Genomic DNA, 25,838 nt, shown 5'->3' on the forward strand with positions numbered 1-25,838 from the left:
TATTAATTACTAGATATTTTAATCGAATTTCGAATTTAATTTATTCTATTTGGAGGAATATTGTGAAGATGAATATTCTAGAACATCATTATGTTCCAAAGCATGAAATTTTAACTGATTCTGAAACTAAGAAATTTCAAAAAAGCTTAGAATATGATGTTGAAGAATTACCTAAAATTAAAGCAAAAGATCCTGTTGTAAAAGCTATAGATGCTAAACCAGGAGATATCTTAAGAATAACTAGAGATAGTCAAACTGCAGGAACCTTTTTAACCTACAGACTAGTTGAAGAGTAAAAAAGATAAAATTTTTTTTTTACTAAAACTAAATCATTTTTTCTTATAAAACTATAAAAAATAGGTAAAAATTTCAAATTAAAAATTTAAGGTTCAAAAACTGGTTATTTTTTAGAATTCAATTTTTAATTAACAATAATAACTACAAAATTAAACCTTTCAAGCAAGAAAAATTAACGAATTGATATTTAAATTTATTAAATATCAAGGAAAAAATTATAAAAAAAATATTTTGTATAAAAAAATAATTAAATTCAAGAAAATTATCTAGATAAAATTTTTTTTTAAAACTTCTTAACTTATTATAATATAAATTAAGAGTACTTAATCTATTTTAAAAAAATAATTATAAAGAATTTTAACAATTTTTTTTTATTTACAAAAAAATTTTAATTATTATAAATCTGGAGGAAGTCCATGAAAGAAAATACATGGGGTTTAGTAAACTCATTTTTTGATGAATACCAATTGGTAGATCACCATTTAAAATCTTACAACGACTTTGTTAACAATCGTATACAAAAAATTATTGATATAACCGATCCAATAAGCTTAGAAAATGGTAAATATACTGTAAGAACAGGTAAATTACATATTCATAAACCATTCACTAAAGAAGCAGATGGATCAAAAAGTATGATTTATCCAACTGAAGCAAGATTAAGAAACTTAAATTATTCAGCACATATGTACTTAGAAATGACATTAGATGAAGAAGGAGAACCACAAAATCCACTCACTGAAGAAGATGAAGTATATATTGGTGAATTACCACTTATGCTTAAATCTGATATTTGTCATTTACATGGACTTAATGCTGATGAATTAGTTGCTAAAGGAGAAGATCCTAAAGACCCTGGTGGATATTTCATAGTAAACGGTTCTGAAAGAGCAGTAGTTACAATGGAAGAAATCGCTCCAAACAAAATCATATTAGAAAGAATTGGAGAATTCGAAGATAGAAGAGCAAAAGCAATAGTAACTTCTATTAAAAGTGGTTTCAGAGCAAGAATTTCTTTAGAATATAAAAAACCACGTAAAAGCGGTGTTTTCTTAAGAATATCTTTCCCATATGTACCTGGAGAAATACCTCTTGTTATTTTACTTAGAGCATTAGGATTATCTACTGATGAAAAAATCATCACAGCAATATCTGAAAACTTCAATTATCAAATGGTAATTGCAGATGATATGCAAGTATCCTCATCCCAACTTAAAATAGATGCTGAAGAATTAGAAGAATTATCTGCTGAAGAAAAAGAAGATTACTTAACTCAAGCAGCAATAAAATTCATAGGAAATCGTGTAGCAAAAGGTATGACTGAAGAATACAGAATCAAAAGAGCTGAAGATGTTATTGACAGATACTTATTACCACACATGGGAACCGAACCAGAAAGACGTCATGATAAAGCAATATATCTTGCAGAAATGACTGAAATGTTACTTCAAGTAATAGCTGGAGAAAGAGATCCCCATGATAAGGATCACTACACTAACAAAAGACTCCGAGTATCTGGAGATTTAATGGAAGATTTATTCAGAGTAGCTTTCACAAGTTTAACTAGAGATATGAGTTACCAATTAGAAAGAAGCTTATCACGTGGAAAAACATTATCTATTAAACAAGCTGTACGTTCAGATGTATTAACAGAAAATATTAAACATGCTATAGCAACAGGTAATTGGGTAGGTGGAAGAGCTGGAGTAAGTCAATTATTAGATAGAACTAGTTACATGGGAACACTTTCACATTTAAGACGTGTAGTATCACCATTAACAAGAAGTCAACCCCACTTTGAAGCAAGAGATTTACACCCAACACAATTTGGTAAAATATGTCCAAATGAAACTCCAGAAGGACCTAATTGTGGATTAGTTAAAAACTTAGCATTATTATGTAAAATATCCGAAGGTTCAGACACTCAAGAAATAGTTGATACAATTGAATCAATGAATGTATTAAACAAATAATCAGGAGGAATTCCGTGACAGAAACAGCAAATCAAGTTAACAAAGCTAAAGTTTATATTAATGGGGAACTCATTGGTTCAGTAAACGATCCTATAGATTTCACCAAGCAAATGAGAGAAAAAAGACGAGCTGGTGAAGTATCTGATGAAATGAACATAACCTATTATAATGATACAGATGAAATTTACATATTCAATGATCCAGGAAGAGCTCGAAGACCTTTAATCATAGTAGAAAATGGACTTCCATTACTTACAGAAGAACATTTAGACCAAGTTGAAAAAGGAAAAATCACTTGGAATGATTTAATAAACATGGGTTTAATTGAATATTTAGATGCAGAAGAAGAAGAAAATGCATACATAGCAATGACATTAAATGATTTAAATGAAGATATAACTCATTTAGAAATCGACCCATCCACTATGTTAGGTATATGTGCAGGAATCATCCCATTTTCAGATCACAATTCTTCTCCAAGAAATACCATGGAAGCAGGTATGACCAAACAAGCACTTGGATTATACGTATCAAATTATGCATTACGTACAGATACAAGAGCACACTTATTACATCATCCACAAACCCCTATAGTAAAAACAAGAATAATTGATGCAACCAATTATGATGCAAGACCATCCGGTCAAAACTTAGTAGTAGCATTAATGAGTTATGAAGGGTATAACATGGAAGATGCAATGATCCTAAACAAATCTTCTCTTGAAAGAGGAATGGGAAGAAGCTCATTTTTCAGATCATATGAAGCATCAGAAAGAAGATACCCTGGAGGACAAGAAGATAAATTCGAAGTCCCAGAAAAAGGAGTAAAAGGATACAGATCTGAAGAATCATACAGAAACTTAGATGAAGATGGAATAGTCAACCCAGAATCACATGTAGAATCTGGAGATGTATTAATCGGAAAAACAAGCCCTCCAAGATTCTTAGAAGAAATCGATGAATTCGGTACAGTAGCTGAAAAAAGACGAGAAACAAGTGTAACCGTAAGACACGGTGAAAAAGGTATAGTCGATGCAGTATTACTAACCGAAACTGTTGAAGGAAGTAAATTAACAAAAATCCGAGTAAGAGAAACAAGACAACCTGAATTCGGAGATAAATTCGCTTCAAGACACGGGCAAAAAGGGGTAGTTGGATTAATCTTATCCCAAGAAGATGTACCATTCACAGAAGATGGAGTAATACCAGATATTATAGTAAACCCCCATGCGATACCATCAAGAATGTCTGTAGGACAAGTACTCGAAATGGTAGCAGGTAAAGCAGCTTGTTTAGAAGGAGAACGTATTGATGGAACACCATTCAATGATGATATTGAAGGCGAAATCAAACAAACCTTAAAAGACCATGGATTTGAATCTGCAGGTTGTGAATCATTATACAATGGTTCCACTGGAGAAAGAGTAGAAGCAGAAATATTTGTCGGAGTAGCATACTACCAAAAATTACACCACATGACAACAGATAAAGTCTACGCTCGTTCAAGAGGACCAGTACAAGTTCTCACACGCCAACCAACAGAAGGAAGAGCACGTGAAGGTGGTTTAAGATTTGGAGAAATGGAAAGAGATTGTCTTATAGCACACGGAGCAGCATTATCATTAAAAGAAAGACTCTTAGATGAATCAGATAAATATGAAGCAATCGTTTGTGACAATTGTGGTATGCTAGCAGTATACGATAAAAACAAAGATAAAAAATACTGCCCAATATGTGGCGATTCAGAATCTTACCCAGTAGAAATTTCATATGCATTTAAACTTTTACTCGATGAACTCAAAAGTTTATGTATCTTCCCTAAATTAGTATTAGGAGATAAAGCATAAGAAACTTAACAAAGACGGACTTATGATTACTAATAAAATATATTAAAAGGAGCTAATATTTTGCAAAAAGGAATTATAAAACAGATTAATGAAATAGATTTTGGATTAATGTCACCAGATGATATTCGGAAAATGTCTGTTGTTAAAATTGAAACTCCCGATACCTACGATGAAGATGGATACCCAATTGAAAATGGATTAATGGATCCTCATTTAGGTGTTATAGACCCAAGTTTAAAATGTAGAACCTGTGGTTTTAGAGGAGGAGAATGTCAAGGGCACTTTGGAAGTATCGACTTAGCAAGACCTGTAATACATGTAGGTTTTGGAGATATTATTCATAAAATCTTACGTTCAACTTGTAATGAATGTGGAAGAATCCTTTTAGATGATTCTGAAATTGAAACCTACACAAATAAAATGAATGAATTAAAAGAAAATGGGGAAAATCTAAACGGCTTAATTAAAGAAATCTATAATGTAGCACGTAAAGATGAATGTCCACATTGTGGAGCAGAACAAGAAGCTGTTAAAATAGATAAACCAATATCTATCATTCAAGGAGATTACAAGTTAACTGCATCTGAAGTAAGAGAAAAATTAGAAAGAATCAAAGATGAAGATGCTTACATTTTAGGAGTAAACCCTGAAGTAGCACGTCCAGAATGGATGGTATTAACAGTATTACCAGTACCTCCAGTAACTGTAAGACCTTCAATCACTTTAGATACTGGTGAAAGATCTGAAGATGATTTAACCCATAAATTAGTTGATATTTTAAGAATCAACCAAAGATTAATAGAAAACATGGAAGCAGGAGCTCCACAATTAATTGTAGAAGATTTATGGGAATTATTACAATACCATGTAACAACTTACTTTGATAATGAAGCATCAGGAGTACCTCCAGCAAGACATCGATCTGGTCGTCCATTAAAAACCTTAGCTCAAAGATTAAAAGGTAAAGAAGGAAGATTCAGAAGTAACCTTTCAGGTAAACGTGTAAACTTTTCAGCACGTACTGTAATTAGTCCAGATCCAAACATTAGTATTAATGAAGTTGGAGTACCTGAAATGATTGCAAAAGAAGTAACTGTTCCAACTTATGTTAATGAATGGAATATTAACAAAATGAAAGAACATGTTCTTAATGGACCAAATAAACATCCTGGAGCTAACTATGTAATCAGATTAGACGGTCGAAAAATGAGAGTCTATGATGAAAACAAAGAAAACATAGCAGAAAGCTTAGAACCGGGATGGATTATAGAAAGACATTTAAAAGACGGAGATGTTGTTCTATTCAATCGTCAACCATCACTTCACAGAATGAGTATGATGGCACATGAAGTAAAAGTTTTACCATATAAAACATTCAGACTCAACCTTTGTGTATGTCCTCCATACAATGCAGATTTCGATGGGGATGAAATGAACATGCACGTATTCCAAACAGATGAATCTCGTGCAGAAGCAAAATCATTAATGAGAGTACAAGAACATATTCTCTCTCCTCGTTTTGGTGGTCCAATTATTGGTGCTATCCACGATCATATTAGTGGAGCATACTTATTAACCCGTGATGGATCAACATTTACTGAAGAACAAGCTTTCCAAATAATCAGAAAATCCCATTTAGCAATACCTAAACGTAAATATGAAGATTGGACTGGAAAAGAATTATTCAGTTTACTCCTACCAGATGATCTTAATATGCATTATAAAGCAGAAATCTGTAGACATTGTGATGAATGTTTAGGAACTTCATGTGAAAATGATGCATATGTTGTTATTGAAAATGGGGTTCTCGAATACGGAGCTATAGATGAAAAAGCATATGGTTCATTCAGTGGTAAAATCTTAGATAAAATTGTTAAGGAATATGGTCCTGATCGAGCTAGAGAATTCTTAGATCGTTCAACTGATTTAGCTATTTGTGGAATCATGAAAACAGGAATCACAACAAGTACTAATGATGAAGAAATTCCAGAAGAAGCTAGTGACAGAATTGAAGCACGTTTAGATCAAGCTGAAGAAAACGTAGATAAATTAGTTAAAGCTTTTGATGCTGGTGAATTAGAAGCATTACCTGGTAGAAGTTTAGAAGAAACTTTAGAAATGAAAATCATGCAAGTTCTTGGTGAAGCTCGGGATAAATCTGGGGAAATTGCTGAAGCATACTTTGGAATGGATAACCACAGTGTAGTAATGGCACGTACTGGTGCAAGAGCATCTATGCTTAACTTAACTCAGATTACTGCTTGTGTAGGACAACAATCTGTTCGTGGGGGTCGTATCCACAGAGGTTATATTGAAAGAACTTTACCTCACTTCAGAAGAAACGAATTAGGTGCTAAAGCTAAAGGATTTGTTCATTCAAGTTATAAAGAAGGATTAGATCCAATAGAATTCTTTTTCCACGCTATGGGAGGAAGAGAAGGGCTTGTTGATACAGCTATTCGTACAGCACAATCTGGTTATATGCAAAGAAGACTTGTAAATGCTTTACAAGATTTAAAAGTTAAAGAAAATGGGTTAGTAACAGATAATAGAGGAAAAGTTGTTCAAACCATGTTCGGAGAAGATGGAGTAGATCCAGCAAAAAGTGATTATGGACATGCAGCAGACCTTGATAAACTAATTGATGAAATGAGAGTTAAAAAATAAATTCAGGAGTAAGGTTAGTATGGCAGAAGAAATGGATAAAGCAATAACTAAAGTAGAAAAAGTTCTTAAAAAGAGAAAAATCGATTTTCCTGAAAAATATGTTCTCAGTCTTGCAGATGCTTATGTAAGAAGAGATTTAACTGATAAAGAATTAGATAAATTAATAGTTAAAGTCGAAGAAGCCTATGAACGAGCTCATGTTGAAGCTGGGGAGGCTGTTGGAACTGTAGCTGCACAATCTGTAGGGGAACCTGGTACTCAGATGACCATGCGTACTTTTCACTACGCAGGGGTAGCAGAATTAAACGTTACCTTAGGTCTACCAAGACTTATAGAAATTGTTGATGCAAGAAAGAAAATTTCAACTCCAACAATGGATATTTACTTTGAAGAAGAATACAATAACGATGAAGAATTTGTTAAAAAATTAGCAAACCGAATCGGTAAAAGTACAATCAATGATGTCATTAAAGATTTCAATTTAAATTATGCTGAAATGAATGTTCAAGCAGAATTAGATGTTGAAAAAATTCAAGAAAAAAGACTTGACTATGATGATATAATTGCAAGTATAGAAAAAGCTTTTAAGAAAGTAAATATAAAAGACAACATGCTTACATTTGAACCTTCAAAACAATCAATTCGTGAACTAAGACTTCTCTCAGATAAAGTACGTGATTTACAAGTAAGTGGTATTAAAAATATCGGAAAAGTAATTATACGTAAAGAAGATGAATTCACAATACATACTGAAGGATCAAATTTAGGTCAAGTTTTAAAAATAGAAGGTATTGACAAATTTAGAACTTCCACTAATGATATATACGAAATAGAAAACGTTCTTGGTATAGAAGCAGCTCGTAACGCAATCATACATGAAACCTCTAGAACTCTCGGAGAACAAGGGTTAAGTGTTGATATAAGACACATAATGTTAGTTGCAGATATGATGACTCACCAAGGAGTAGTTAACTCTATAGGAAGACATGGAATTAGTGGAGAAAAATCAAGTGTTCTTGCTCGTGCTGCATTCGAAGAAACTAGTAAACATTTACTTCATGCAAGTATAAGAGGAGAAGTTGATCATTTAACCGGTGTAATAGAAAATATTATTATTGGACAACCAATACCCCTTGGTACTGGCTCAGCTAGTGTCATAATGAAACCAAATAAATAAAGGAGGCAGATGATGGACGTAGATAGAGGAATAAGAGTCGCAGTAGACACAGGAGATGTCACATTAGGCTCAGAAAAAGCAATTCAATCTTTAAAATTAGGAAGAGGTTTATTAGCTGTAGTAGCAGCAAACAGTCCTAAAGAAATTAAAGAAGATGTTGAATACTATTCAAAACTTTCTGAAATACCATTCATAACATATGAAGGTACCAGTGTAGAATTAGGTTCTGTTTGTGGAAAACCATTCACAGTAGCAACTTTAATCATTAACGATCCAGGAGATTCTACTATATTAGAAATATTGGGGTAGATTTAATTGTCTATTAAATTTAATGCAAATGAAATCAGATACATAGCTCTCTTTGAGAGTTTAACTGGTGCAATGGTAAAAGATTGTATCATTGATGAAGATAATAGTAAAGTAACCTTTGTTGTTAAAAATGGAGACATGGGCTTAGCTATCGGTAAAGGTGGAAGCACAGTCAACAAAGTTCAAAAAGCTGTAGATAAAGGTGTTGAAATCATCGAATTTTCTGAAGATCCAACAACTTTCATAAAAAATATTTTAGCTCCAGCAGAACTTAAAAATATTAAAGTTCTCCAAAAAGAAACAGGTGAAAAAATAGCTACAGTTGCAACAGACGCTGTTAACAAACGTATTGCCATTGGTAAAAACGGTGTTAACATAGAAAGAGCTAAACTTTTAGCTAAAAGACAACATAATATAAGTAATATCATTTTAAAATAAATAAGATATTACTTATTTTTTCTTTTTTTAAAATATTTAATAATTAAATTAACTAAAAACTTTTTCTAAAATAGATTTTTTTCAAAAAATAAACTTGAAAAAACATAACATATATAAATGTAGTAAAACATAATTATTGATATTATAGGTATGGTTACATAAACCAAATTTTAATGTTATAAAAAAAATGTATTTAGTAAATACTATGAAACTAAATGTGTGCAATTTAGTTACAATAGAAATTTCCTTTATAACAAAAAACCTATTAAAATTAAATAAATCCATAAATCAACATATTGTATAAAAATTAAATAATACTAATTTTTTAAAATCAATTTGTTTTAACACTTAAAATTAATCAATAATATTAATCAGTGTTAACGTTATTTATTTAATGAAAAAATAATCCAAAAACTAAATACAAAAAAATTATATTACTAAATATAATTAGCTAATTATATTAAAAAATACAATTTATAAACCTTCAAATTAGTTTTAAAACTAAAATAAGGTATTATTACAAAAAAATAGATTCTATAATTATAATATCTATTATAAATTAGAAATTTAGATTGCTATAAAAAAATTATATTGTGAAGAAAGAAAATTTTATAGTAAATCGCAGCGGTGGATTTCTAATTCATAATCATGAATTATATTATTATAATCTTTCACAGACAAAAGAAAAAGAGGATATAATATGCCAGGACTTTTTGCTGCAAAAAAATTAAAAAGTAAAAGACAACATTTTAAATGGAAAGATGTGGAATACAAAAGAAAAGCTTTAAGATTAGATGTTAAAGCAGATCCTTTAGAAGGAGCTCCACAAGCACGAGGAATTGTAATTGAAAAAGTAGGAATAGAAGCAAAACAACCTAACTCTGCAATTCGTAAATGTGTACGTGTTCAATTAATTAAGAACGGTAAACAATTAACAGCATTCGCTCCAGGAGACAATGCTATAGGATTTATCGATGAGCACGATGAAGTAATGATTGAAGGAATCGGAGGACCATCCGGAAGATCCATGGGAGATATTCCTGGGGTTCGTTGGAAAGTATCTAAAGTTAATAATGTAGCTTTAGAACAAATGGTATCTGGAAAAATTGAAAAACCAGTAAGATAAGTGAGGTAATCCGTATGAGTCAAATTTTTGAAAAATATGAATTAGATGATGTTAAAATTTCTGATTTAGGTTTAAATGGATACATCTGCTTAGATGAAACCATTGTTCCTCATACATCAGGTCGACATGTTAAAAGACAATTTGCAAAATCTAAAGTATCTATCGTAGAAAGATTAATGAACAAATTAATGAGAACTGAAAGAAATTCTGGTAAAAAAAATAAAGCATACATTACAGTAAGAGATGCATTAGAAATTATTCAAAAGAAAACCAAACAAAATCCAGTTCAAATCTTAGTAAAAGCTGTAGAAAAATCTGCACCTCGTGAAGAAACTACTCGTATTAAATACGGTGGAATAGGATACCAAGTAGCTGTAGATATTTCCCCACAAAGAAGAGTAGATTTAGCATTAGGTTTCATAAGTTTAGGAACAATGCAATCAGCATTCAAAAACAAACAATCTATGGCACAATGTTTAGCTAATGAATTATTAATGGCTTCAAATGAAGATTCTAGAAGCTTTGCATTACGTAAGAAAGAAGAAAAAGAAAGAGTAGCAAAAGCTGCACATTAAGTGTTAAAATAACACAAAAAATTATTATTATAGGTGATTATTTTGAGTAGACGAGATAAAATGATTGAAAAGATCAAGGATTTAATGTACAAACCAGAATCTATCAGAAACATTGGTATTGTAGCACACATTGATCATGGTAAAACAACATTATCTGATAACTTACTTGCAGGTGCAGGAATGATTTCTGAAGAACTTGCAGGGGATCAAAGATTCTTAGATTTCGATGAACAAGAACAAGCACGTGGTATCACAATCGATGCAGCAAACGTATCCATGGTTCACCATTATGATGGAAAAGAATACTTAATCAACTTAATTGATACTCCAGGACACGTTGATTTCGGTGGAGACGTAACTCGTGCAATGAGAGCAGTAGATGGAGCTGTAGTTGTAGTATGTGCTGTTGAAGGTATCATGCCCCAAACTGAAACTGTATTAAGACAAGCATTAAAAGAACATGTTAAACCTGTTTTATTCATCAACAAGGTAGATAGATTAATTAATGAATTAAAATTAGAACCTGATGAATTACAAAACAGATTCCTTAAAATCATAGCTGAAGCAAACAAACTCGTAAAAAATGTAGCTCCAGAAGAATTTAGAGATGCATGGAAATTTGATGTAGCAGATGGAAGTGTAGCATTCGGATCAGCTTACCATAACTGGGCTATAAATGTTCCAATCATGCAAAAAACTAAAATCAACTTCAAAGATATCATAGACTACTGTAATGATGATAAACAAAAAGAATTAGCTCACAAAGTACCAATCACAGAAGTATTACTTGGTATGGTAGTAGAACACTTACCTAGTCCAAATGAATCCCAAGCATATCGTGTACCACACATCTGGGATGGAGACATCGAAAGTCCTGCAGGACAAACCATGACAACTACTGACCCTAATGGACCATTAGCAGTAATGGTAACTAATGTAACTGTAGATAAACATGCAGGAGAAGTTGCTACTGGAAGAGTATACGGAGGTACCATATCCAAAGGTACAGAAGTATTCTTAGTAGGTGGACATGCAAAAGCTAGAGTTCAACAAGTAGGTGTCTACTTCGGACCAGAAAGAGTTAATACCGATAATGTACCAGCAGGTAACATTGTATATGTTGCTGGTGCAAGAGGAGCAATAGCAGGGGAAACCATTTGTGATCCTGAACACAAAATTGTAGAATTTGAAGGATTAGAACACATATCCGAACCTGTAGTAACCGTTGCTGTAGAAGCTAAAAACACAAAAGATTTACCAAAACTTATTGAAGTATTAAGACAAGTAGCTAAAGAAGATCCAACAATTCATGTAGAAATTAATGAAGAAACTGGAGAACACTTAGTATCTGGTATGGGAGAACTTCACTTAGAAGTTATCAGTTACAGAATCAACGAAAAAGGTGTAGATATACAAACTTCCGAACCAATCGTTGTATACAGAGAAACTGTATCTGCAAAAGCAGGCCCAGTTGAAGGTAAATCTCCAAACAAACATAACAGATTCTATATTACCGTTGAACCTTTAGATGATGAATTATTCAAAGCAATGCAAAAAGGTAAAATAAAAGAAGGTAAAGTCAAAGGTAAAGAATCTGCTGCAGAATTCCAAGAATATGGAATGGAAAAAGACGAAGCTAAAAAAGTATGGGATGTTTACAATAAGAGTGTATTCATAAATGCAACTCGTGGTATCCAATACTTAGATGAAGTAAAAGAACTCCTTATTGAAGGATTCGAATCTGCTTTAGATGATGGTCCAGTTGCAAATGAAATTGCAATGGGATTAAAATTCAAATTAGTAGATGCAAAACTTCACGAAGATGCAGTTCACAGAGGACCAGCACAAGTATTACCATCTATCAGAAAAGCTGTTTATGGATCTATCATGTTAGCAAAACCTACATTACTTGAACCTATGCAAAAAGTATTCATCAACACTCCATCTGAATACATGGGATCATGTACTAGAGAAATTCAAAACAGAAGAGGTCAAATTGTTGACATGACTCAAGACAGAGACATGGTCAGTATTGAATCTAAAGTACCTGTAGCTGAAATGTTTGGATTTGCAGGTGATATTAGATCCGCTGCAGAAGGTAGATGTTTATGGTCTACTGAAATGGCAGGATTCGAAAGATTACCTGGAGAATTACAATCTAAAATTATTAGAGAAATCAGACAAAGAAAAGGATTATCTGCTGAACCTTATGGAGCAGAACATTACTTAGGATAAATCACTTTACGATTTCAAATTAATATTATTAGATTAATTAAAATTAAAAAATTAAAATCAAATAAACTCTGAAAATGATTAATAATAATAAAATTATTATGATTCAGAGTAATGATTTTTATTTATTAAATCAAGATTTATATTATGAAAAAAATATATAAACATTAAAGTTATATATTATGAAAAATAATATCAATTATTGTATATATTGTTAAGTAACTTTACTTAACCAATAAAGAAATTATACTAATAAAAAATTAATTTATTAAAATGAGGTTTTTATAATGGCAAAAGCAAAAGAACATATAAACTTAGCATTTATTGGACACGTTGACCACGGTAAATCCACTCTTGTTGGACACATGTTATTAGAAGCAGGTGCAATCGCGGAACAACAATTAGATGACGGTGAAAACAAATTCAGATTTGTTATGGATAAATTAGGAGAAGAAAGAGAAAGAGGAGTAACTATTGATTTAGCTCACCAAAAATTCTCCACTAACAAATACGATTTTACTGTAGTAGATTGTCCTGGACACAGAGATTTCGTTAAAAACATGATCACTGGAGCATCCCAAGCAGATGCAGCTGTATTAGTAGTAGCTGCAGACGATGGTGTAATGCCACAAACAAAAGAACATGTTTTCTTATCTAAAACTTTAGGTATCAATCAATTAATCGTAGCAGTAAACAAAATGGATGTTGTAGATTACAGCGAAGACAAATATAATGAAGTAAAAAAAGATGTTTCTACTTTAATTAAATCTATTGGATTCAAACCTGATCAAGTACCTTTCATCCCATTATCTGCATTTGAAGGAGACAACATTAAAGAAAAAAGTTCTAACATGACTTGGTATAAAGGAGATGCACTCATACCTGCATTAGACAAACTTAATGCACCTGAAAAACCTTTAACCTTACCTTTAAGAGTACCTGTACAAGATGTATACTCCATTACTGGAGTTGGAACTGTACCTGTTGGAAGAGTTGAAACTGGTGTAATGAAACAAGGAGATAATGTAATATTTGAACCTGCAGGAGCTTCCGGAGAAGTAAAATCTGTAGAAGAACACCACGAAGCATTACCTCAAGCAGAACCTGGAGACAATGTCGGATTTAACGTACGTGGAGTAGGTAAAAACGATATTAGAAGAGGAGATGTAGCTGGACATACTACTGATGCACCTGCTGTTGCAAAAGAATTTGATGCACAAATTGTTGTATTACAACACCCAGGAGTTATCACCGTAGGATACACCCCAGTATTCCACTGTCACACTTCTCAAGTAGCTTGTACTTTTATTGAATTAACAAAGAAAATCAACCCAGCTACTGGTCAAGTTGAAGAAGAAAACCCTGATTTCTTAAAAACTGGTAACTCTGCATTTGTTAAAATACGACCTACAAAACCTATGGTTATTGAAGATGCAAGAAAAATCCCTCAAATGGGAAGATTCGCAATCAGAGATATGGGTCAAACCGTTGCTGCAGGAGTATGTATTGCAGTAACTCCAGCTAAATAAGTTGGATAACAATTAAAATCAGTATAAAAGAGCCTTATAAAATACCTACATTCTCCTTTTTAAGGAGGATGTAATTAATTTTTATCTTTTATAATGGATTTTTGAGCCTTTTTATTTTTTTTGGAGGATAAGATGAATCAAGCAAGAATCAAGCTTACAGGAACAGACCCTGAAAAACTCAATTATGTTTGCGATCAACTTAAAAAGATTGCAGAACGTACAGGTGTAGATATTTCAGGCCCAATCCCATTACCAACTAAAAAATTAGTTGTCCCTACTCGTAAATCTCCTGATGGAGAAGGAAAAGCTTCATGGGAAAAATGGGAATTACGTATTCATAAACGTTTAATCGGTATTGGTGCTGATGAAAGAGCAATGAGACAAGTAATGAAAGTCAATGTTCCAGATAATGTAAGTATCGAAATCGAATTAAAAAGTTAATTAAATGAATCTAAAGATATAATTTGTAGCTAAAAATAAAATTATTTTTATTAAGTGTTTAGCACAATTTTATACCCCATTCATTTTTATTTATCAATAATATTAATAATATACTATTGCCAAGATAGCCTAGCCAGGTAAGGCGCAGGACTTGAGATCCTGTGGAGATTCTCTCCGCCTGGGTTCAAATCCCAGTCTTGGCGTTTATTTCATATACCTTTTTTTAAATTTCTATCTATTTTTTTCTAATTTTAAAAAATAACTAAATCCTACTCAATTTTTTAAACTCTTTTAATTTAAATAACCATTAAATATTAAGCTAACAATAAGTATACTTAACATTTTAATTTTAGAAGCAATTCATTTAAACTATTAACAATGTATTCTTCATCTAAATCATCAATGCGAGGTCTATCAACTAATACAATATCTATTCCAAATTCATTAGCAGCACTAATCTTCTCAAAAAGACCCCCAGTTTCACCACTTTCCTTTGTAATAATAACTTTAGCATTAAATTTATTTATTAAAAACATATTCTCCTCTTTAGTTGAAACACCCTTCATAAATAAAACATGATCTGGATTAATATTTAATTCTTCACATTTTGCAATTGATGATGCTACATTTAAAACACGAGGATAAAAAAAGTCTTTGTTTACATACTTTAAAACATCACTCATAGTGTTAGCACCAGCAAAATGTAAAACATTTTGATTATCCTTATTTAAATCTTCTATAATAAATCTCCCCGCTTCAACAAAAGAATCAACATGATAAAGAAAATTAGTATCAACACTTTTTAAATCAAAAGGAGGTCTCTCAAAACGTATATATTCAATATTCACAATCTTAGAAATTTCAATTGCAGTTTGACTTATATGTGAAGCAAAAGGATGAGTAGCATCAATTAAAAAATCAAAATCCCTATCACTTAAAATATTTAAAATTTCATCTTTAACTAAAGGTTTACTAATAACCTCATCACTACCACTACTCAAAGATAATTCTCCACCATATCTAGTAGTAGTTGTAGTTAAAATATAAGAATCATTAAAATTATCCTTAATTAACTCTATAATATCAGTTGCGTCTTTAGTCCCACCAAGTAAAAAAATATTCAAATAAAACCCACACTCTAACTTTAATAAAAAAACTTTTTTTAAAATAATTTAAGGATAAATATAAAAACTAACCTTTTTAAAATTCTTTAAATTCATATTCCTACCTTTAACATTTAAATCCTCACCAGTTAAAGGTTTAATTATAAGAGAAGAATTAATATTTTCAGATAAATCAATCAAATAAGGTTGAATCTCATAAGGAGGACGTATAGAATAAATTAAATCCACACCATTATAAATAGATAAATCAGGTTCCATAATGTCATCTCTAACAACACTTCTATCTGCAGGATTAATATCAACTTTAATTAAATCAATATTTTCACAAGCACTCAAATAGTTAGATATATCAAAAAACTTCCCTACACCTATTTCAACCACTTTAAAATTTTCTCTACCTTCACTTAAATTTTTAATATACTCTCCTAAACCATCCCACAAAATAGCACATCTCCCTAAAAATAATTTCTCTCAAGAATATTTATCTAAAGAATCAGTATATAAACCATGTATAATAAAATTTTTTAAAAGAAATAAAAAATTATTTATAAAAAATAATTAAACATTATATAAGATAATAATAAAATTTTAAGGTTAATAAAAAAAATGATTATAAGAAAATTTCAATACTCAGACTTAAAAAAAGTGTATGAAATAGAAGAAATATCCTTTTCAGAACCTTACAATATAGATATTTTATTAAAATTGTATGAATTAGGAGTAGGGTTTTTAGTTGCTGAAGAAGATACAGAAATTGTAGGATATATACTATTTTGGATAAAAGAAATAGATAATGGTCATATCATATCCTTAGCTGTAGATAAAAATTATAGGGGAACTAAAGTTGGAACAAGATTATTACAAACAGCAATAAATATATTCATAGATAGTGGAATCTATAAAATCAATTTAGAAGTTAAAACCCAAAATTATAAAGCTATAACTTTTTACAAATCATTAGGATTTGTAGTTGACCGTGAAGAAATAAACTATTACGAAGATGGATCTAATGCATTTAAAATGCACTTAGATTGTCCATCATAAAAATAAATTTTCCAAAAATTCTTTCCCAGTTTTAGTATTAAAAATTTTAGATTCAACACTAGAAATACTAGATTTGCTAGAATTTTCCTCATAAAGATTCACTAAAAAATCAGCTTCAACTAAAATTTGAAAATCAATACCCTCAATTTTATTATAACTATGATGATTTCCTACAAGAAAAATTACTCTTTCAATAAAATCATTAGAAAAACCATATTTAATAAGTAATTTTTTAGCTAAAATAGGACCTAATTCTTCTTGATGTTTACCCTTAGAATCACCATACTTTATTTCACTTTCCTTAATTCCAATATCATGAAGAATACATGCTACTTCAATAATTTCTAAAGTCTCCTTAGAAACATTTTCTAATTCTCCAATAGTTTTACCATAAGCATAAACTTTTAAAAAATGATTAATCCGCTTACAATCACCTTTAAAAATTTTTATCATTTCATAAATTAATTTTTCATTAGTCATAAAAAATATAATCCCTCATAATTTATCTCTAAAAAAAAATTTCATGATTAAATATATGCATTATTTATAATTTTATCTTCAATATTTTCATAATGATTATATTCTTCAATATAATTATTTTTTTCTTCATCTAATCGGTTTTTATATTCATTAACCTTTTCTTCATCATTTAAGAAATCCGTTTGATTAAAGGGGTAAGAATCCTTAATTTTAATTAAATCTTTGTTAATAAGTTTTATTCTAATTTTTAATAAATTAATTAAATCTAATAATTCTTTAATATTTTTTTCTTTAGATTTAGAAAGATTACTATTAATTGTCATAACTTTTATTGATTTAATAGTCTTAAAATCATAATTTTCATAAGCTTCTATAGCATTTAATAAATAATTTTCCATAGTATAATCAAAATTATCCACTAAATCAGGATGTAAAAGAAGAAGAGTTTCCTTATAGATATGGTTTAATTTTTTAAAATCTTCTCTCTTTAATTCTTCTTTAAGGCCATGATTTTTAGTTACAGTTAATTTAGCAGATAATTCTTTTAAATATTCATTCTGTTTTCTAAATTCATTTTCGACTTGTTCATCAATTTCAAAAAGATTTAACCTAGATTTTCTATTTAATTGTTTTTCCATTAAACCTATTTTCATCTTAATTTTCTCACATTCAATTTTATTAGTCTCTATTTTATATTTTAAACTACCAAATTTCAGAATGTAATCCGTATCTAAATTAGGACAAATATGCAATTGTAAATGATCCATTAAAACTATTTTTTCAGCTAGTTTACCTTTTAAAATTTTAACCTCATTTTCCAAGGTTAAAATTCGAGTATTTTCATTCATATAATCACATTTCATCTCAATCTTCTATTCTTAGGTCTTCTTCTTGAATATCGTTTTTTACGTCTACGTTTTAATACAGCATTTCGAACAAGAATAACACCAACAATCACTATAAGTATAACAATTCCAATAGTGACTAAAGTTACATTAGTATTATCATAATACTTATGGAAATCTGCCTCTTGAGGAAGTACCATTTTGGATGAACTTGTTTGATCTTCAGTTAATAGGGCAAAATTATAAACTAAATCATAATAACCTATACGCGCACCATCATAATTAATATAATTTGGAGCTCGCCCATTTTCATCCATATAATCCACTACAATATCTGACATATTCACATAATCTTGTAGGGAATATTGGTTATGATTAAATGAAGAATATTTCTCAGGATTAGTTGGGGGAGAATAATCCTCTGGAGTGTTTAAAGAGTAACCTGCAATGTAAGATGAGGTCATATACAAAATTTGTTGTGTTGTATAACTACCATAACTAGTTTCCATTTTTGCAGGATATCCATCCACTACTTTCTGACTATCTTCAGCCATATATTTTGGATCCATTTTATGATAAGAAATTAAATTAGTATCAAGAGTACCACCACTATTTCCACTTTCAACAACTTTTATAATAGAATCTGCTAAGTATTTATTAACAGTATCACTACTTTCTGAAATCCCATTTTCACCAACTTCATTAGGTAAAGCTTGACAAGGTTGTATTAAATTTATCCCTGCTTCAGTTAAAAGTGTTCCAGGTTTTTGAATATTAGCAAATGAACTATTAGAATAATTATCATCATAAGATCTTCTTAAAAAATTAATATTTGTTAAATCTAAAGTACCCGCATTAACATAAACAATTTTTTTATCTGAAAGACTTGATGATGCTTTAGCTAAATTAAGTAAATTAGCAGCATCTGCATAAGCTATTGCCACACTAACATCTGCATCAGCTTGAATTGCACGATCACCTTCACCAGGGTTTGATGCACTATCATCAATGATTACAGTTATCTGCCCATTACTTTCCTGCTCAATATAATTTTTTATTTCATTTAACATGTTAATGTCTTGATCATTACCTTGCATGTTATCGCAGGTTAAAAAAACTGTAGTAGCATTTACATCTTCAGCCATAACTGGAACAATAATCAAAAGAATTAATATTATAAATGTAATAATTTTCCATTTCATAAAAATCTTATAATCCTTTCATTTTTTTTATTTAAAACTTTTTTTTTTAATCTAATGTATTTCCAAGAATCCATTGTAATGTGTTTAATTTAATATCACAAGTCCATTCAGCAGCATGAAGTGCTCTTTTATTTTCCATGTCTCCTTTTTCGCTGGCTATAGCATAATCTTCATTTAATTTTTTAAGTTTTTTAGTTTCTTTTTCAACCATTTTTTCAATTTCACTTTCATCTTTATTAATAACAGCTTTTATTACTGCTTGTTGAAGTTGGCTACCAACTAATATAACACTAATCTCATTAGTTATTGGTTCTGTAGTGTTTATAATTCCTTCTTCTTTTTCTTTTAACTCAGTTAATTTTTCATTAATTTCATCCATAGATTTCATAATTATCTTTTTTTCCTAATTCAATTTTTGAGATTTAAGAATATCATTAGTTATTATATTATTTATAATTCATTTTTTATATTAATAATTTAGTAAAACTTTTAAATTATTTATTATATATTATTTAATGATTATATATTAAATTTATAAAGGTTTTCTATGAAATATAAAAAATGTTTGAATTGTGGGACAGATAATGAATTAAGGGCAAAATTCTGCCGAAAATGTGGAGCTTCCTTTACGACTAATAATGAAGATAATACTATAAATCAAAATTCACAAACAGATAAAAAACAGGAAAAACATGAAAAAATTATGATTCTTACTCTTATAGTAATCATATTTTTTGTAATTAGTGGATTAAGTGCATCTATTATTAATGCAGATACTAATAGTTATAATAATATTAGTGGGGATTCAGGAGTTTCAACTACTACTCATAGTTCACAAAGTAGTGTTAAAGAAGTTTCATCATCATTTCCCACTGGTTTAATTTTCCCTGATGAGTTCACATATCCTTTTGATACATCACAGGATAATCAACAAAATATAGTTGATAGTGAAAGTTCATCTTCAATTTCAGATTCTAATGATTATAGTACTGATTCTGGAGATTCAGATGGATCTGCAGATTCAGAAAATTCTAATAATTATAATAACTTAGGTCTTAGTCAAAGTTCTGAGGAATAATAAAAAATTATTTAAATAAAAATAATTATAATATGTGGAATATAATAAATTATATTCTCTAAAAATTTTATGTTTTTAAAAAAATGGTGATAATATGAGTCGTGAAGATGAAGTCATTGATGTTAATGATTATGATGTGGTGAGTAAAGAAGAAATTGATGATGAAGTTAATACTTCAAATCAAAATACTGAAAACACAACTCAGTATAATGAAAAAACATACAATTCTAATGATTCTTATAATAATGATTTTATGTTTTCCACTCAAAACCCATTAGTTCTTTTATTAGTGGTTGTTTTCATAATTTTATTTGCAATTATTGCCTTAACTTTCCATTAATCAATTTATAAATTTTATTTTAATTTTTAAGGTTTTTCATGATAAAAAATTTCTTAATAAAAAATCAAAAGTTAACATTTCGTGGGAAAAATTTAATAATTTTTATTATAGCTTTCACTTTATATTTAATTAATAAATTTATTTTAATATCTTTAAATTCTTTTTTTTCTAATTATTTCAATGATTTATTAGCCACATTACTACTTTTCAGTTTTATCAACACAATTTCACCAATATACTTACAAAAATCAGTAATTATAATTTTAATAACATTAATTGCAATATTTTTTTGGGAGTATCTTTCATTATTTTTAAAACCTGGAAGTGTTTTTGATTGGTATGATATACTTGCATATTTTATTTCAATGATAATTTATTTATTAATTCTAAAATTTTTTTTAAAAATAAAAGATTAATTGTTTAAAAAGATTTTTTTCATAATACTAAAAATAGCTAATTATTTTAAGGGAGTTTTATAAATATAATTATAATTTGTAATATTAATATAATATTTTTATAAATAAATGGTGATTCAATGGTAAAAGAGGCTAAGATAGCTTTAGAAGATGGAACTGTTTTAAAAGGTGAAGCATTTGGATATGAAACTACGAATGTAGGGGAAGTTGTTTTTTCAACAGGTATGACAGGTTATACTGAATCTTTAACTGATCCTTCATTTAAAGGTGAAATCTTAATGAGCACATATCCTTTAGAAGGAAATTATGGAGTAGATGAAGATTGGTATCAATCTGATAAAATTCAAACTGAAGGATTTATAGTTCGGGAATTATGTAGAAAACCAAGTTGTTTTGGTGCAGATAAGTCATTAGATGAATTTTTAAAAGAATTTGAAATTCCAGGAATTAGTGGAATTGATACTAGAGCATTAACTCTTAAAATTCGAGAATTTGGGTCTATGAAAGGGGCTTTAACAACTGAAAATATAGCTGATGATGAACTTCTTAAACTAGCTAGAGCACAACCTAATATTCAAGATATTGATTTAGTTCCAAAAGTATCTACTAAAGAAATAAAAAAATATGGAGAAGATATGGATTTAAATGTTGCTCTAATTGATTGTGGGGTAAAGAAAAACATTATTCAAGGCTTTTTAGATAAAGGAATGGGTGTAACATTATTCCCTTATGACACTCCAAGTGATAAAATAATGGATTATGATCCTAATGGTTTAATGGTTTCATGTGGACCTGGAAATCCAGAAAGAAACCTTAAAACAATTGATACTATTCAGAAGTTATCAAACAAATTACCTATTTTTGGTATTTGTATGGGTCAACAAGTAATAGCAAAATCTTTTGGTGCAAAAATTTTCAAAATGAAATTTGGTCATAGAGGAGCAAATCAACCTGTAAAAGATTTAGTGACTGGTAATGTATTTATAACTTCACAAAATCATGGATTTAGTGTTGATGCTGATTCATTAAAAGATACTCCATTAAATTTAACTCAAGTTAATTTAAATGATGGGACACCTGAAGGATTCTCCCATGATGAATTAGTTTTACGTTGTGTACAATACCATCCAGAAGCAGGTCCAGGACCTAATGATACTAGATTCATATATGATGAGTTTAAGGAAATGATGGATACATATTAAATAAATTATGAAAAATTAATATTATTTGAATTACTAAAATTTTTAAAAATGATTAATTAGTTTTTTTACGGATTTAAACTTTATAAAAAAATTATTTTGAGGATTATATAATGCCTATTGATAAGGATATAAAAAAAGTGTTAATAATTGGTTCAGGACCTATACAAATAGGTCAAGCTGCAGAATTTGATTATTCTGGATCACAAGCATGTAAATCAATTAGAGAAGAAGGAATTGAAACGGTTTTAGTAAATAGTAATCCGGCAACAATTCAAACAGATATGGATATGGCGGATACTGTTTATACAGAACCTTTAACACCTGAATTAGTTGCAAAAATTATTGAAAAAGAAAATATTGATGCAATACTCCCAACTATGGGTGGTCAAACAGGATTAAACATAGCAACAGGACTTGGAGATTTAGGATTACTGGATAATATTAAAGTTTTAGGTTCTAATGTTCAAACTATTAAGGATGTTGAAGACAGAGATTTATTCGGAAATTTCATGAACAGATTAAATGAACCAATTCCAAGATGTCATGCTGTTGAATCAATTGAAGATGCAATAAAAGCAGTTAATGATATAGGATACCCTGTAATTGTAAGACCTGCATTTACATTAGGTGGAACTGGTGGAGGTGTAGCTCACAATGAAGAAGAACTAAAAGAAATAGCTACACATGGATTAGACATGAGTCTAATTAATCAAGTTCTTATAGATGAATCTGTTCTTGGATGGAAAGAATTAGAATTCGAAGTAATGCGAGATAAAAATGATACTTGTATAATCGTTTGTACCATGGAAAACATGGATCCAATGGGTATACATACTGGAGAAAGTATAGTAGTAGCACCAATACAAAATTTAAATGATAAAGTATATCAAAAATTAAGAGATGCTTCTATAAAAATTATTAGATCTTTAGGAATACAAGGTGGATGTAATATACAATTTGCATTAAACCCTAAAACAAATGAATACAAAGTAATTGAAGTTAATCCAAGAGTAAGTAGAAGTAGTGCATTAGCTTCAAAAGCAACAGGTTATCCAATAGCTAAAATATCCTCAAAAATAGCATTAGGTTTAACTTTAGATGAAATCCGTAATGACATAACTAAAGAAACACCTGCATCATTTGAACCTTCCATAGATTATGTAGTAGTTAAAATTCCAAGATGGCCATTTGATAAATTTAAAGGAATAAATCGAAAAATTGGAGTACAAATGAAAGCAACTGGGGAAGTAATGGCAATCGGTCGAACAATGGAAGAAGCATTACAAAAAGCTATACGATCCTTAGATATTGGAGTTCATGGTTTTGAAGAATGCAAGTACACTGAAGATGACCTTATTAATCCAACTGATGAAAGATTATTCCAAATGTACACTGCTTTAAAAGATGGAATGTCAGTAAAAAAATTATATGAATTAACAAATATTGACACTTTCTTTTTAGATAAAATACAAAACATTATAGATTTTGAAAAAACATTAACAAAAGAAAATATTAAAAATCCTGAAACATTTAAAAAAGCAAAAACAATGGGATTCTCAAATTATACATTAGCTGAACTAACTAATCAAAAAGAAGAAGATATAGTTGAAATAGCTAATCAAACAGGTATTAAACCAAACTATAAAATGGTTGATACTTGTGCTGCAGAATTTGAAGCAAAAACACCTTATTATTACAGTAGTTATGATGATGGAAATGAATTAAAAATTGATGATAAAAGAAAAATCATGATTATAGGTGCTGGACCAATAAGAATAGGTCAAGGAATAGAATTTGATTACTGCTGTGTACATTCTTCACTTGCATTAAAAGAACAAGAAATAGAAACAATACTTATTAATAACAATCCTGAAACTGTAAGTACAGATTATGATATATCTGATAAATTATTCTTTGAACCATTAACATTTGAAGATGTAATGGGAGTAATTGAAAATGAAAAACCAGAAGGAGTTATTGTACAATTTGGTGGACAAACAAGTATAAACCTAGCAGTACCATTAGCAAATGCAGGAATAAAAATATTAGGAACTCCTTATGAAAGTATTGATAAAGCAGAAGATCGTGAAAGATTCACTGAAGTATTAAACAAACTAAATATTCATCAAGCACCATATGGATTAGCACATTCATTTGAAGATGCTAAGAAAGCAGCACATAAAATAGGATTCCCAGTACTTGTAAGACCATCTTATGTAATAGGTGGACGAGCAATGGAAATAGTTTACGATGATAATGAACTTGAAACTTATATGCAAGAAGCAGTAAAGGTCTCATCAGAACACCCAATACTTGTAGATAAATTCTTAGAAGATGCAATAGAATTAGATGTAGATGTATTATGTGATGGAGAAAATGTCTTTATTGCAGGAATCATGGAACACATTGAAGAAGCAGGAGTGCATTCAGGAGATTCAGCATGTGTAATACCTCCACAAACAATACCTGAACACATCTTAGACATTATACGAGAAAACACTAAAAACTTAGCATTAGAACTTGATGTTGTAGGTTTAATGAATATCCAATATGCTGTGAAATTAGATGAAGAAATGGTTTACATCATAGAAGCTAATCCTAGAGCAAGTAGAACTGTACCATTTGTAAGTAAAGCAATAGGAATACCTTTAGCTAAAATAGCAACTTGGTTAATGGTAGGTGCTAAATTAGAAGACTTTGGTTTAACTAAAGAAATAAAAATAAATCATGTAGCTGTAAAAGAATCAGTATTCCCATTCATCAAACTCCCAGAATCTGACACAATACTAGGTCCAGAAATGAAATCCACTGGAGAAAGTATAGGTGTTGATGAAACATTCGGATTAGCATACTACAAATCTCAACTAGCAGCAGGAATGGATTTACCAAAAGAAGGCACAATCTTCATAAGTGTTAAAGAACAAGATAAAAAGAAAATCCAATTAATAGCTGAAAAAGCACATAATTTAGGATTCAAATTAGTAGCTACATCTGGAACTGCAGATAGTGTACAAAATGTTCCAATAGATAAAATTAAAAAAGTTTCACAAGGATCTCCAAACATTAAAGAACAAATGTTAAATGATGAAATTGATTTAATTATCAACACACCAGCAGGAAAACAAGCATCTGAAGATGGATATATCATTAGAAGATTAGCTATAGAACTTGGAATACCTTATGTAACTACATTAGCTGGAGCTAGAGCAGCATTAAAAGCAATTGAAGCTATTAAAAATAATGAAATTAAAGTTAAATCCTTAAATGACCATCTTGATGAGTCAATTTAAGTTTTTATTAACTTTTAATTTTTAATATTTTCTCATTTATTTTTCCATAATCCTAATAAATATTTTATAATTTTATTCAAAAATTATTTATTAACTCTTTTTTTATTCAAAATTACATCTTTTAAATATTCTTTTTTTAAACATTTAATTAATTTTTTGAAAAAATATATTAACAATAAAATTGTTAACTAAAAATATTGAATTTA

The 25,838-nt window shown here is 29.6% G+C and carries 23 protein-coding genes and 1 tRNA gene; 18 read left to right on the forward strand and 6 right to left on the reverse strand.

From position 1 onward, the window contains the following. The first annotated feature begins 62 nt into the window (after nt 1–62). From ACA135_RS01630 to ACA135_RS01690, 13 genes are all read left to right on the forward strand, one after another. Nucleotides 63–296 (forward strand): DNA-directed RNA polymerase subunit H, encoded by a 234-nt coding sequence (locus tag ACA135_RS01630; RefSeq protein ID WP_409198572.1) that lies wholly within the window; start codon nt 63–65, stop codon nt 294–296. Nucleotides 297–713: 417 nt separating this feature from the next. Then, nucleotides 714–2,270 (forward strand): DNA-directed RNA polymerase subunit B'', encoded by a 1,557-nt coding sequence (locus ACA135_RS01635; RefSeq protein WP_409198573.1) that lies wholly within the window; start codon nt 714–716, stop codon nt 2,268–2,270. 14 nt (nt 2,271–2,284) lie between these two features. Continuing rightward, complete coding sequence (rpoB, locus tag ACA135_RS01640; RefSeq protein WP_409198574.1) at nt 2,285–4,117, forward strand: DNA-directed RNA polymerase subunit B; 1,833 nt, start codon at nt 2,285–2,287, stop codon at nt 4,115–4,117. A gap of 57 nt (nt 4,118–4,174) precedes the next feature. Next, entirely contained in the window at nt 4,175–6,784 is a 2,610-nt protein-coding gene (locus ACA135_RS01645; RefSeq protein ID WP_409199065.1) for a DNA-directed RNA polymerase subunit A', read from the forward strand. Nucleotides 6,785–6,803: 19 nt separating this feature from the next. Next, nucleotides 6,804–7,961, forward strand: coding sequence for a DNA-directed RNA polymerase subunit A'' (gene rpoA2 / locus ACA135_RS01650; RefSeq protein ID WP_409198575.1), 1,158 nt, complete (start codon nt 6,804–6,806; stop codon nt 7,959–7,961). Nucleotides 7,962–7,970: 9 nt separating this feature from the next. Continuing rightward, nucleotides 7,971–8,270 carry a 50S ribosomal protein L30e gene (locus ACA135_RS01655; protein WP_409198576.1) on the forward strand — a complete coding sequence of 100 codons (300 nt, stop codon included), beginning with the start codon at nt 7,971–7,973 and terminating at the stop codon, nt 8,268–8,270. A 6-nt stretch (nt 8,271–8,276) separates the two neighbouring features. Next, nucleotides 8,277–8,708 (forward strand): NusA-like transcription termination signal-binding factor, encoded by a 432-nt coding sequence (locus ACA135_RS01660; protein ID WP_409198577.1) that lies wholly within the window; start codon nt 8,277–8,279, stop codon nt 8,706–8,708. A gap of 700 nt (nt 8,709–9,408) precedes the next feature. Then, nucleotides 9,409–9,834: a 30S ribosomal protein S12 gene (locus ACA135_RS01665; protein ID WP_409198578.1), complete on the forward strand. Its 426-nt coding sequence runs from the start codon at nt 9,409–9,411 to the stop codon at nt 9,832–9,834. Between the two features lie 14 nt (nt 9,835–9,848). After that, nucleotides 9,849–10,409 carry a 30S ribosomal protein S7 gene (locus tag ACA135_RS01670; RefSeq protein ID WP_409198579.1) on the forward strand — a complete coding sequence of 187 codons (561 nt, stop codon included), beginning with the start codon at nt 9,849–9,851 and terminating at the stop codon, nt 10,407–10,409. 42 nt (nt 10,410–10,451) lie between these two features. Continuing rightward, a complete protein-coding gene (locus ACA135_RS01675; RefSeq protein ID WP_409198580.1) occupies nt 10,452–12,644 on the forward strand; it encodes an elongation factor EF-2 in 2,193 nt (730 codons plus the stop codon). Between the two features lie 284 nt (nt 12,645–12,928). After that, complete coding sequence (tuf, locus tag ACA135_RS01680; RefSeq protein WP_409198581.1) at nt 12,929–14,170, forward strand: translation elongation factor EF-1 subunit alpha; 1,242 nt, start codon at nt 12,929–12,931, stop codon at nt 14,168–14,170. A gap of 132 nt (nt 14,171–14,302) precedes the next feature. Then, the gene (gene rpsJ / locus ACA135_RS01685; protein WP_409198582.1) at nt 14,303–14,611 is read left to right on the forward strand and encodes a 30S ribosomal protein S10; all 309 of its coding nucleotides are present in this window, start codon (nt 14,303–14,305) and stop codon (nt 14,609–14,611) included. A 118-nt stretch (nt 14,612–14,729) separates the two neighbouring features. Continuing rightward, nucleotides 14,730–14,814: transfer RNA gene (locus tag ACA135_RS01690), tRNA-Ser, on the forward strand. Between the two features lie 132 nt (nt 14,815–14,946). On the opposite strand, the gene cobK is transcribed toward ACA135_RS01690, so the two are convergent. Both cobK and ACA135_RS01700 read right to left on the reverse strand, forming a co-directional pair. After that, the gene (cobK, locus tag ACA135_RS01695; protein ID WP_409198583.1) at nt 14,947–15,735 is read right to left on the reverse strand and encodes a precorrin-6A reductase; all 789 of its coding nucleotides are present in this window, start codon (nt 15,733–15,735) and stop codon (nt 14,947–14,949) included. A gap of 48 nt (nt 15,736–15,783) precedes the next feature. Beyond that, nucleotides 15,784–16,176, reverse strand: coding sequence for a UPF0146 family protein (locus tag ACA135_RS01700; protein ID WP_409198584.1), 393 nt, complete (start codon nt 16,174–16,176; stop codon nt 15,784–15,786). A gap of 165 nt (nt 16,177–16,341) precedes the next feature. Here ACA135_RS01700 and rimI point away from each other — a divergent pair, with 165 nt between their 5' ends. Then, nucleotides 16,342–16,779, forward strand: a complete 438-nt coding sequence (gene rimI, locus ACA135_RS01705) for a ribosomal protein S18-alanine N-acetyltransferase (RefSeq protein WP_409198585.1) — start codon at nt 16,342–16,344, stop codon at nt 16,777–16,779. On the opposite strand, the gene ACA135_RS01710 is transcribed toward rimI, so the two are convergent. From ACA135_RS01710 to ACA135_RS01725, 4 genes are read right to left on the reverse strand one after another with little or no spacing between them, the layout of a single operon-like run. Beyond that, nucleotides 16,774–17,259 carry an HD domain-containing protein gene (locus tag ACA135_RS01710; protein WP_409198586.1) on the reverse strand — a complete coding sequence of 162 codons (486 nt, stop codon included), beginning with the start codon at nt 17,257–17,259 and terminating at the stop codon, nt 16,774–16,776. The genes rimI and ACA135_RS01710 overlap by 6 nt on opposite strands. A gap of 47 nt (nt 17,260–17,306) precedes the next feature. Continuing rightward, the gene (locus ACA135_RS01715) at nt 17,307–18,122 is read right to left on the reverse strand and encodes a hypothetical protein (protein WP_409198587.1); all 816 of its coding nucleotides are present in this window, start codon (nt 18,120–18,122) and stop codon (nt 17,307–17,309) included. Beyond that, nucleotides 18,119–19,306 carry an adhesin gene (locus ACA135_RS01720; protein WP_409198588.1) on the reverse strand — a complete coding sequence of 396 codons (1,188 nt, stop codon included), beginning with the start codon at nt 19,304–19,306 and terminating at the stop codon, nt 18,119–18,121. The genes ACA135_RS01715 and ACA135_RS01720 overlap by 4 nt, the downstream gene beginning before the upstream one ends. Before the next feature lie 46 nt (nt 19,307–19,352). Further along, nucleotides 19,353–19,694, reverse strand: coding sequence for a hypothetical protein (locus ACA135_RS01725; RefSeq protein WP_409198589.1), 342 nt, complete (start codon nt 19,692–19,694; stop codon nt 19,353–19,355). Between the two features lie 159 nt (nt 19,695–19,853). Here ACA135_RS01725 and ACA135_RS01730 point away from each other — a divergent pair, with 159 nt between their 5' ends. The 4 genes from ACA135_RS01730 (at nt 19,854) to carB (ending at nt 25,632) form a co-directional block, all read left to right on the forward strand. After that, complete coding sequence (locus ACA135_RS01730; RefSeq protein ID WP_409198590.1) at nt 19,854–20,384, forward strand: zinc-ribbon domain-containing protein; 531 nt, start codon at nt 19,854–19,856, stop codon at nt 20,382–20,384. A 94-nt stretch (nt 20,385–20,478) separates the two neighbouring features. After that, nucleotides 20,479–20,724, forward strand: a complete 246-nt coding sequence (locus tag ACA135_RS01735; RefSeq protein ID WP_409198591.1) for a hypothetical protein — start codon at nt 20,479–20,481, stop codon at nt 20,722–20,724. 535 nt (nt 20,725–21,259) lie between these two features. Beyond that, nucleotides 21,260–22,342 (forward strand): glutamine-hydrolyzing carbamoyl-phosphate synthase small subunit, encoded by a 1,083-nt coding sequence (gene carA, locus ACA135_RS01740; protein WP_409198592.1) that lies wholly within the window; start codon nt 21,260–21,262, stop codon nt 22,340–22,342. 110 nt (nt 22,343–22,452) lie between these two features. Continuing rightward, nucleotides 22,453–25,632: a carbamoyl-phosphate synthase large subunit gene (gene carB / locus ACA135_RS01745; protein ID WP_409198593.1), complete on the forward strand. Its 3,180-nt coding sequence runs from the start codon at nt 22,453–22,455 to the stop codon at nt 25,630–25,632. Nucleotides 25,633–25,838 lie beyond the last annotated feature (206 nt).

The sequence above is a fragment of the Methanobrevibacter acididurans genome (assembly GCF_046197875.1).
Lineage (GTDB): Archaea > Methanobacteriota > Methanobacteria > Methanobacteriales > Methanobacteriaceae > Methanobrevibacter_A > Methanobrevibacter_A acididurans.